The organism is Acidovorax sp. (genome assembly GCF_046339755.1).
Taxonomy (GTDB): domain Bacteria; phylum Pseudomonadota; class Gammaproteobacteria; order Burkholderiales; family Burkholderiaceae_C; genus Acidovorax.
The window spans coordinates 1-9,550 of the sequence record NZ_JBKDTZ010000382.1 but is presented as its reverse complement, the minus strand read 5'-3'; the positions used below and the strand labels follow the sequence as shown (position 1 = coordinate 9,550).

Genomic DNA, 9,550 nt, shown 5'->3' with positions numbered 1-9,550 from the left:
CGTCTGTACGGTGGCCATGCGCCTGGCCGAGCGCTCCGACGCCGGTCGGGCGGTGGCGAACACGCGCCGCAGCTCGGGGCGCTCTGCGAGAAAGGCCTCGGGGAAGAACCAGGTGGCCAGCTCCTCGGCGGTGGCAGGCAGGCCGCGCCGCAGTGCGTCCAGGCGTTCGGCGTCCGGGCACAGTTCCGCGTAAGGCCGGGGCAGCGGCCAGGTGCTGCCCAGCACCAGGTGATCGACCGAGCGCGGGTGCAGCAGCGCCAGCGCCTGCGCCACCCGGCCCCCGAAGGAGGAGCCGAACACATGGGCGCGCTTGAAGCCCAGTGCCTGGATGAGCTGCTGCGCGTCGCCTGCCAGATCGGCGAGCGTCGATGGGCCCTCGGGCCCTTGGGTTTCGCCGCAGTCGCGCTGGTCGTAGGCGATCACGGTGAAGTGCCGGGCCAGCAGTGGCACCAGTGCGGTGAACATCTGGCGCGAGGCTTCGGCGCCGTGCATCAAAACCAGCGGCGGGCCTTCGCCCTGCAGGTCGAACGCCGTGCGCACACTCCCCCCCTCCACGAACCGGGTGCTCATGCCGCGCCCCCTGTTTCCCGGTCCATCCAGAACGTCATCTCGATCTTCAGGCCGCGCGGGTCCTTGAAGAACAGCTGGTGGATGGCCCAGCCGGGGATGGGCGCTTCCTCAAACGCAATGCCGTGGCTGCGCAGGTGCTCCCGCACTTCGGCCAGGCCATGCGAGCGGAACGAGATGTGGTCCACATGGCCCGTGGCGGGCTGCGCGGGCGCATCGGGCGTTGCCAGGTGGGCATAGAGGTGCACGATGGGCTGGCCATCGGCATACAGCCAGGCGCCGGGCGCAGGGATCTCCGGCCGCTCCCCGACGGTCAGGCGCATCACGCGCACGTAGAAGTCGACCAGCTGCGGCAGCTCCTCGGGCGCACAGCGGATCGTGAAGTGGTGCAAGGCGGTCACTGGCATGGCATCTCCTGTTCCTTCGGGGTGTCCGTGGGGGCGGCGGCGCCCGTGAAGCGGTAGGCGAGCCCAGGCACCGCGGGCACCCAGCGCGCGGCGGCCAGCGCCAGCAGGCGCAGGCCCAGCACTTCCTCGGGCCGCCAGTGGTCGCGGGTGCCGAAGACATTGACGGTGGCGTAGCACAAGCGGCCCTGCATCAGCGGAACGTTGACCACGCTGCAAAGGCCGTAGGGGCGCATCTGCGCGAAATCGTCGAAGTGCTGCGCGAGCACCGCTTCGCCCTCGCCAATGAAGACCCGGCCCTGCAGAAACAGGCAGTCCGTCCAGGGCGTCAGCGTCTTGCGCTTGGCGCCGTTGATGGGAAAGGTGGCGCCCTCGGAGGAATAGAAACGGCGCAGCAGGATCTGGTCGCTGCCGTCGCGCGCGGTGGTCACGTTCTGCTGGATGCTGAAGATGCTGCCCGGAGCGATCTGCAGGCGGCAGCGGTTGATTTGGCGCAGCGCGTCGTCGGTGCTGGTCGCATCGGCCAGCGCGTCCAGGAACCCGGCGGTGAGGGGGTTGGTCATCGGCGTGTCGTCATTCGAGTGCATGGAAAAAATTCTAGGACTGCCGATTCACCAAAGTGAAATAATTGCTGATAGTCCAATAACCATGGAGTTATGACCTTGCCCACCGCCCGCGACCCCGCCGCCGAGCTGCAGCACGCGCTGCTGTCTCGCCTCAAACTCCGGCAGCTGTCGCTGCTGCAGGCCATCGACCGGCACCGCACGCTGGGCCGGGTGGCGGCCGAGATGCAGCTGAGCCAGCCGGCGATCACCAAGGCGCTGCACGAGGTCGAGGACATCTTCGGGGCCCGGCTGTTCGACCGCTCCAGCCGGGGACTGGTGCCAACGGCCGCGGGCGCGGCGGTACTGCTCTATGCCAAGCGCTGGCTGGCGGAGCTCGACGCGACCGCGCGCGTACTCACCTCACTCGGGGCGGGCCGCAGTGGCCGGCTGCGCCTGGGCCTCACGCTGCTGGTGCCGCAGCAGCTCATGTCGGCCGCGCTCACGCACCTGCTGGACCGCTCGCCGCGCATCTCGGTGATGGCGCGCGAGGGCACGACGGACGAGTTGGTGGCCGGCCTGCTGGCGCGCGAGCTCGACTGCGCCATCGGCCGCTCGTACGACGGCGATGCGGGCGGCCTGGTGCAGCAGGCCATCTACGAGCAGGAGCCCTGCCTGGTGGTGGGGGCGAAGAACGTGCAGCGGCTGTCGCGCGGCCCGCTGGACTGGGCGCGGCTGGCGCAGCTCGACTGGATCCTGCCGCCGCCCAACACGCCCATGCGCCGCACCTACAACGCCATCTTCGTCGGCGCGGGCGTGCAGCCGCCGCTGCCCATGCTGGAGACCACGGCCATCCGCAGCATGGAGATGGTGCTGCGCCAGGAGCCCAATGCCATCACCATCTTCGCGCGCGATGTGGTGGCCGAGATGGAGCGCGCCGGCCACTGGGCCGCACTGCCCTACCGGCTCAGCTGGAACCTGCCCCCCGTGAGCTTCTTCACCACCAAGGAGCTGGAGGATCACCCCACGGTGCAGTCGCTGCGCAGCGTGGTGGTGGAAACCGCCCGGCGCATGAAGCAACCTGCGGCCTGAGACGGCGCCAGGAAAAAGGCCCGCGCCCCTGGGGAGCGCGGGCCTGCGGTGCCCGGAATGTCTGGCCTGGGGTCAGAACGGGATGTCGTCGTCCATGTCGTCGAAGCCCGAGGCCGCGCGTGGCGCCGGGGCGGGCGCCTGGCGGGGAGCGGGGGCCGGCGCGGGACGTTGCTGCTGCGGCGGTGCCGCACGGCGCTGGGGCGGCGCATCGTAGCCGCCACCGCCCTGGTCGCCATAACCGTCGTCGTAGCCGCCCTGCTGGCCACCGCCACCACCCTGGCCGCCGCCCATGCCCTGGCGGCTGCCCAGCATCTGCATCTGGTCGGCCCGGATTTCGGTGCTGTACTTTTCCACACCGCTCTGGTCGGTCCACTTGCGCGTGCGCAGGCTGCCTTCCACGTAGACCTGCGAGCCCTTGCGCAGGTACTGGCCGGCGATTTCGGCCAGGCGGCCGTTGAAGACCACACGGTGCCACTCGGTGGCTTCCTTCATTTCGCCGGTCTGCTTGTCCTTCCACTTGTCGGTGGTGGCCACCGTGACGTTGGCCACCTGGTCGCCACTGGGGAAGGTGCGCATTTCCGGGTCGCGGCCGAGGTTGCCGACGATGATGACTTTGTTCACGGATGCCATGTGCTGCTCTACCTACTGCTGGATGTTGGGGGGCGACGGTGCACTCCCCAGCCGGTGGAGAGTCTGCGCGCCAAACGTACCATTGTGCCGCAAGCCGGCCGGTCAGTGTCCCTGGCCTCGTCCTGTTGGGCGCAGGGGCCAGGTCAGTACCAGCCACAGGGCGGTCAGTACCGCCGTGGTGGCGAACAGCCCGGGCGCCCCCGCCCACTTGACCAGGGCACCGCCCAGGGCGCCGCCGGCAAACAGCCCCAGCGATTGCAGGGTGTTGTAGCTGCCCAGGGCCGCGCCACGCAGGGCCGCAGGCGCCATGCGCGAGACCAGGCTGGGCTGGGTGGCTTCGAGCGTGTTGAAGCCGCAGAAGAACAGGAACAGCAGCGGCCCCAGCACCCACAGCGTGGGCGTGGCGCCGCCGGCCGCGATGGTGCCCAGGCCCAGTTGCACCACCAGCACCAGGCCGATGGACCCGAGCAGGGCCGCGCGCAGGCGGCCGGCACGTTCCAGCGCGAACAGCCCGCCCATGGCGGCAAAGGACAGTACCACCGCCGGCAGGTAGGCCTGCCAGTGGTGGTCCTTGGGCAGGCCTGCCTGTACGAGCATGGCCGGCACGGCCACCCACATGGACAGCTGCACCGTGTGCAGCACGAACACGCCCAGGTTCAGGCGCAGCAGGTCGGGGTGGGCCCAGACATCGGCCAGCCGGCCGCGCGGCGTGTCCTTGTGCGCCGCGGGCTCGGGCGGCACGGCCCAGAGCACCACGGCCACGCCGGCCAGCGCCAGCGCGCAGGTCAGCCCGAACAGGCCGGACAGGCCGATGTGGGCCGTGAGCACGGGCGCGGCCACCAGGGCCACGGCGAACATCAGGCCGATGCTGCCGCCCACCAGGGCCATGGCTTTGGTGCGCACCGCATCGCGCGTCTGGTCGGCCAGCAGGGCCGTGACGGCGGCGGACACGGCGCCCGCGCCCTGCAGCGCCCGGCCCAGCAGCAGCCCGGTGAGCGAATCGGCCAGCGCGGCCAGCAGGCTGCCGCCGGCAAAGACCAGCAGGCCCAGCACGATCACGCGCTTGCGCCCGAAGCGGTCCGACGCCATGCCCAGCGGCAGCTGCAGCACGGCCTGGGTCAGGCCGTAGATGCCCATGGCCAGGCCCACCAGCGCCGGGTCGTCACCGCCCGGGTACCTGCGCGCCTCCAGCGCGAACACCGGCAGCACCAGGAACAGCCCGAGCATGCGCAGCGCGAAGATCAGCGCCAGGCTGATGCTGGAGCGCCGCTCCTGCGGCGTCATGGCATGCGCGGCCGGTGGCTGTACGGGGGCAGAGGAAGGGGGGGCGGCACTCGGTGCCGGGGAAGGCATTAGCAAGGAAGGAGGCTCGATGGACGGCTGGCGCAAACCCCGATTCTCGCGCATTGGCCCGTCCATTGACTTTGATCAAGAACAAACCGGCCTTCCGGTCCGGCTCAATAGACGTCCCTTCGGTAGCGTCCGTCCGCGATCAGTGCGTCGAGCGCATCGGCGCCCAGCACCTCGGCCAGCACGGCGTCCACCCCTGAGCCCATGCCCTGGGCACTGCCACAGACATAGAGGATGGCGCCATCGGCCACCCAGGCGCGCAAATCGCCCGCCGCGGCGCGCAGGCGGTCCTGCACATAGCGGTGCTCGCCGCCATCGCGCGAGAACACGCGGTCGAGCCGGGCCAGGAAGCCACCGGCCTGCCAGCCGTCGATCTCGGCGGCGCACAGGGTGTCGTGGGAGCTTTGGCGCTCGCCGAACAGCAGCCAGTTGCGCCGCTGGCCTGTGCGCACGCGCTCGCGCAGGTGCGCACGCAGGCCTGCCAGCCCCGAGCCATTGCCGATGAACAGGCAGGGCACATCGCTCCCGGCAGCGTCGAAGCGCGGGTTGGCCACTAGGCGCAGGGGCACCAGCGTGTCCAGGGGGGCGTGGACCGTGAGCCAGCCCGAGGCCAGGCCCAGGCCGCCCGCATGCCGTTCCTGGCGCACCAGCAGCTGCAGCGCGCCGTCCTGCGGCAGCGAGGCCACCGAATAGGTGCGCGGCGCCAGGGGCACCAGGGCGTCGGCGCAGGCCTGGGCAGCGGCAAAATGCAGCGGCGGCACCGGCAGCACGCACTGCGCCAGGGCCTCGGCCAGGGTGCAGGGCTGGCCACCCAGGCGCACAGTGTCGGTGCCTGCCAGTCCGGCAACCGCCAGCCAGGCATCCACCGCCTCGGCGGCGTGGCGGGCCTGTAGCTCCACCAGGGCACCGGGGTGCCAGGTGGCGGGAGTGGCGGCGGTCAGCGAGAGCTCGAACAGCGGACCGCCCTCGCTGCCGGGGTTCAGCTGCTCACGGCTGGCTAGGCGCCAGGGGGTGTAGGGCAACTCGGGGCCGGCGTCGGCCAGGGCGCCGTCCAGCGCCAGGTGCTCGGCGCCCTCCAGCGTGGCCAGGGTCTGCATCCATCGGGCCAGGGCGGCGGCATCGCCGCTGTCCACTTCGATCAGCGGGAACAGGGGCTCGGCGCTGCCTTGGCGCAGGGCTTCGTCGAGCGCATGGCCATAGCCGCAAAAGCGTGCGTAGTTGCGGTCGCCCAGGGCCAGCAGGCCGTAGCGCATGCCCGCCAGGGCGCCCGTGCCCTGCTGCGCGAGCAGGCGCGTGAAGCGCCGGGCGCTGTCGGGCGGTTCGCCCTCGCCGAAGCTGCTGGCCACCAGCAGCACGCGGCGGTGCGTACGCAGCGCCTCGGGCGTGAGTTGCGCCACCGACTGCACGGCCACGCGCAGCCCGGCGCGCTGCAGGCCGGTGGCGCTTTGCAGCGCGATGCGCTCGGCCTGACCGGCCTGGCTGGCATAGGCCACCAGCAGGGTGTCGGCGGCCAGGGTGCCGGCCACGGCGGTGGGCACGCCCTGGCCGTGGGCAGCACGCGCGGCCGCGGTGGCGCGGCGCTGGCGGCGGCGGTCCAGGTACAGCATCCAGCCGGTGATGGCGAACAGTGGCAGGGCCAGGCTGGCCAGCAGCATGGCCACGCGCCCCGGCAGGCCGAAGTAGGTGCCCATGTGTACGGGGTAGATGGTGCTCAGCGCGCGGGCACCCATGCTGCGGTCGGCATACCGGTCCTCGCCGCTGACCTTGCCGCTCAGGGGCTCGATGGACATGCGGCTGCGCGCCCGTTCGTGCGGCGCCTTGGCATCGAGCCAGGTGACCTGCACCGGCTGCCCGGCCTTGGCGGGCATGCGCAGGCTGGCCTCGGCCCAGTCGCCGGCCTGTTGCTGGAACACGGCCCAGGTGCGGGCCAGGTCCGGCGGTGCGGGTTCGGGCGCTTTGGGTTCGGCCTTGGCAGGGGCAGGTGGCCGGGCCGGGGCCGCCGCGCGCGGGGGCCGCTTCTGGCCGGCCCATCCGTCCACCGTGTCGCGCACCGCGTCGAAGCACCAGTAGATGCCCGTGGCCGTGAGCGCCACGTAGAGCACCAGCGCCCAGGTGCCGATGACCGAGTGCAGGCCCCACAGGAACGAGCGGCCCTTCAATGCCGGGTCGAAGGTCAGCCAGGTGCGCCAGCGCAGCGGGTGGCGCGGCCAGCGCAGGTACAGGCCCGAGAGCGACAGGCCCAGCAGGCAGATGGCCAGCACGCCGGCCACCACGCGGCCAGGCTCGCGCGGCAGCAGCAGCCAGCGGTGCAGCGATTCGATCCATTCGAAAAAGCCATGGCCCTGCAGCTCGCCCAGCACGCTGCCGGTGTAGGGGTGCACATAGACCACGTCGCCGCGCCGCTCACCCGGGCGCGGCACGAAGGCCACACGTGCCGAACTGCCCGGCTCGGCCTCCAGGGCCACGCTGCTGATGCGCTCGGTGCGTCCGGCGCGCAGCACGGCATCCACCGTTTGCTGCGGCGTGAGCATGGGCCCTGCCGACGGCGCCACGTGGCGCACGCCGGGGTTCATCAGGTCCAGGATCTCTTCGTGGAAGGCCAGCAGCGCCCCCGTGAGGCCGATCACCACCAGCACCGTGCCGGCCGTGATGCCGATGAACCAGTGCACCTGGAACCAGGCCTGCCGCAGCGTGGGCAGGGCGGGCAGGTGCCAGCGGCGGCCGCCAGTGGGTGCGGCGGGATCGGCAACGGGGACGGCGGCGTCGGTGGGGGATGCCGCGGATAGAGTGCGTTCGCTGGCCATGCTGCGTAGCGGAAGGGTGGCAAGCCGTCGCCCGGGCGTGGAGCATGCCAGGCAATGGGCGATTAAATGAGAATGATTGTCATTTTATGGGAGTCGGCAAACCCGGGGTGCCGGGTCGGCCTCTGCCGTGACTGGCGGTGACACCGGCCACCGCCTGTGCCTTGGCAGCAGCGTGGCAGGTGCGGGAGATTCCGGTGGCCTATCATGGTGGGTTGTCCCGCATAGAGCCCGCCCCGTGAATTACGACCCCGCTGCCGACGACGGCCGATCCTCCGACGGTACCTACCTGGCCCGCGCGCTGCGGGAGCAGCGCATCAGCATCCGTGGGGCGCGCACGCACAACCTCAAGAACATCGACCTCGACATCCCGCGCAACCAGCTGGTGGTGATCACCGGGCTCTCGGGCTCGGGCAAATCCAGCCTGGCCTTCGACACGCTGTATGCCGAAGGCCAGCGGCGCTACGTGGAAAGCCTGTCGGCCTATGCGCGCCAGTTCCTCGGGCGGCTGGACAAGCCCGACGTGGACCTGATCGAGGGCCTGTCGCCCGCCATCAGCATCGAGCAGAAGGCCACCAGCCACAACCCACGCTCCACCGTGGGCACGGTGACCGAGATCCACGACTACCTGCGCCTGTTGTACGCGCGCGCCGGCACGCCCTTCTGCCCCGACCACGGCCTGCCGCTGGCCGCGCAGACCGTGAGCCAGATGGTGGACGCCGTGCTGGCCTTGCCCGAAGACACCCGCCTGATGCTGCTGGCCCCCGTGGCGCGCGAGAAGAAGGGCGAGTTCACTGAAGTCTTTGCGCAGATGCAGGCGCTGGGCTACATCCGCTTTCGCGTGGACGGCACCATCTACGAGTACGAGAGCCTGCCCGCCCTCAAGAAGACCGAGAAGCACAGCATCGACGTGGTGATCGACCGCCTCAAGGTGCGCCCCGAGATGCAGCAGCGCCTGGCCGAAAGCATCGAGGCCGTGCTGCGCGTGGGCGGCAACGAGGGCAACGGCCGCGTGCTGGCGCTGGAGATGGATTCGGGCCAGGAGCACCTGTTTTCCTCCAAGTTCTCGTGCCCGGTGTGCAGCTACTCGCTGGCCGAGCTGGAGCCGCGCCTGTTTTCTTTCAACTCGCCCATGGGCGCCTGCCCGGCCTGTGACGGCATCGGCCAGCGCGAGGTGTTCGACCAGCTGCGCGTGGTGGCCTTTCCCACGCTGAGCCTGGCCAGCGGTGCCATCAAGGGCTGGGACCGGCGCAACGGCTATTACTTCGCCATGCTCGAAAGCCTGGGCCGGCATTACGGTTTCGACGTCGAGGCACCCTTCGAATCGCTGCCCGCCAAGGTGCAGGAGGCCGTGCTGCACGGCTCGGGCGAGGAAGAGATCGCCTTCACCTACATCATGGACAGCGGCCCCTCCAAGGGCAAGGTGATGACCCGCAAGCACGCCTTCGAAGGCATCCTGCCGAACATGGCGCGGCGCTACCGCGAGACCGATTCGGTGGTGGTGCGCGAGGACCTTGCGCGCTACCGCAGCACCCAGCCCTGCCCCGAATGCCACGGCACGCGCCTGCGCCGCGAGGCGCGCCACGTGAAGGTGGGCGAGGGCGAACAGGCCCGCGCCATCTTCGAGGTGAGCCATGCCACGTTGAACCACGCCCATGCCTGGTTCCAGGGGCTCACGCTCACTGGCGCCAAGGCCGAGGTCGCCGACAAGGTGGTGCGCGAGATCACCACGCGGCTGCAATTCCTCAACGACGTGGGCCTGAACTACCTGAGCCTGGACCGCAGCGCCGAGACGCTGTCGGGCGGCGAGGCGCAGCGCATCCGCCTGGCCAGCCAGATCGGCTCGGGCCTCACGGGCGTGATGTACGTGCTCGACGAGCCCAGCATCGGCCTGCACCAGCGCGACAACGACCGGCTCATCGCCACCTTGCAGCACCTGCGCGACATCGGCAACAGCGTCATCGTGGTCGAGCACGACGAGGACATGATGCGCGCCGCCGACCACGTGGTGGACATGGGCCCGGGCGCCGGCGTGCATGGCGGGCGCGTCATGGCGCAGGGCACGCCGGACGAGGTGGCCGCCGATGAGGCCTCGCTCACCGGCGCCTACCTGGGGCATCGGCTGCGCATCGAGGTGCCCGCAGCGCGGCGCACGCCCCGTGCA

General features: G+C 70.8%; 8 protein-coding genes. 2 read left to right on the top strand and 6 right to left on the bottom strand.

From position 1 onward, the window contains the following. The 3 genes from ACK59X_RS32760 to ACK59X_RS32750 all read right to left on the bottom strand — a co-directional run. Nucleotides 1-570, bottom strand: a 570-nt coding sequence (locus tag ACK59X_RS32760) for an alpha/beta fold hydrolase (protein WP_409963357.1), incomplete at its 3' end; no start/stop codon positions are given. Further along, on the bottom strand, nucleotides 567-974 hold the full coding sequence (locus ACK59X_RS32755; RefSeq protein WP_409963355.1) for a VOC family protein: 408 nt from the start codon (nucleotides 972-974) through the stop codon (nucleotides 567-569). The genes ACK59X_RS32755 and ACK59X_RS32760, both read right to left, overlap by 4 nt. Continuing rightward, nucleotides 965-1,558, bottom strand: a complete 594-nt coding sequence (locus tag ACK59X_RS32750; RefSeq protein ID WP_409963353.1) for a GAF domain-containing protein — start codon at nucleotides 1,556-1,558, stop codon at nucleotides 965-967. The genes ACK59X_RS32755 and ACK59X_RS32750 overlap by 10 nt, the downstream gene beginning before the upstream one ends. Before the next feature lie 75 nt (nucleotides 1,559-1,633). Here ACK59X_RS32750 and ACK59X_RS32745 point away from each other — a divergent pair, with 75 nt between their 5' ends. Further along, on the top strand, nucleotides 1,634-2,605 hold the full coding sequence (locus tag ACK59X_RS32745; protein ID WP_409963351.1) for a LysR family transcriptional regulator: 972 nt from the start codon (nucleotides 1,634-1,636) through the stop codon (nucleotides 2,603-2,605). Nucleotides 2,606-2,677: 72 nt separating this feature from the next. Here the strand turns inward: ACK59X_RS32745 and ssb are convergent, their stop codons facing one another. From ssb to ACK59X_RS32730, 3 genes are all read right to left on the bottom strand, one after another. After that, entirely contained in the window at nucleotides 2,678-3,235 is a 558-nt protein-coding gene (gene ssb / locus ACK59X_RS32740; RefSeq protein ID WP_409963349.1) for a single-stranded DNA-binding protein, read from the bottom strand. A 102-nt stretch (nucleotides 3,236-3,337) separates the two neighbouring features. Beyond that, nucleotides 3,338-4,519, bottom strand: a complete 1,182-nt coding sequence (locus tag ACK59X_RS32735) for an MFS transporter (RefSeq protein WP_409963347.1) — start codon at nucleotides 4,517-4,519, stop codon at nucleotides 3,338-3,340. Nucleotides 4,520-4,692: 173 nt separating this feature from the next. Next, nucleotides 4,693-7,389: a PepSY domain-containing protein gene (locus ACK59X_RS32730; protein ID WP_409963345.1), complete on the bottom strand. Its 2,697-nt coding sequence runs from the start codon at nucleotides 7,387-7,389 to the stop codon at nucleotides 4,693-4,695. A gap of 286 nt (nucleotides 7,390-7,675) precedes the next feature. On the opposite strand from ACK59X_RS32730, the gene uvrA reads away from it, so the two are divergent. Continuing rightward, a partial coding sequence (gene uvrA, locus ACK59X_RS32725) for an excinuclease ABC subunit UvrA (protein ID WP_409963359.1) occupies nucleotides 7,676-9,550 on the top strand: 1,875 nt, incomplete at its 3' end.

Coding starts and splice junctions, on each gene's coding strand:
- ACK59X_RS32730 (WP_409963345.1), bottom strand. CDS start 7,389: ATGGCCAGCGAACGCACTCTATCCGCGGCATCCCCCACCGACGCCGCC.
- ACK59X_RS32735 (WP_409963347.1), bottom strand. CDS start 4,519: ATGACGCCGCAGGAGCGGCGCTCCAGCATCAGCCTGGCGCTGATCTTC.
- ssb (WP_409963349.1), bottom strand. CDS start 3,235: ATGGCATCCGTGAACAAAGTCATCATCGTCGGCAACCTCGGCCGCGAC.
- ACK59X_RS32750 (WP_409963353.1), bottom strand. CDS start 1,558: ATGCACTCGAATGACGACACGCCGATGACCAACCCCCTCACCGCCGGG.
- ACK59X_RS32755 (WP_409963355.1), bottom strand. CDS start 974: ATGCCAGTGACCGCCTTGCACCACTTCACGATCCGCTGTGCGCCCGAG.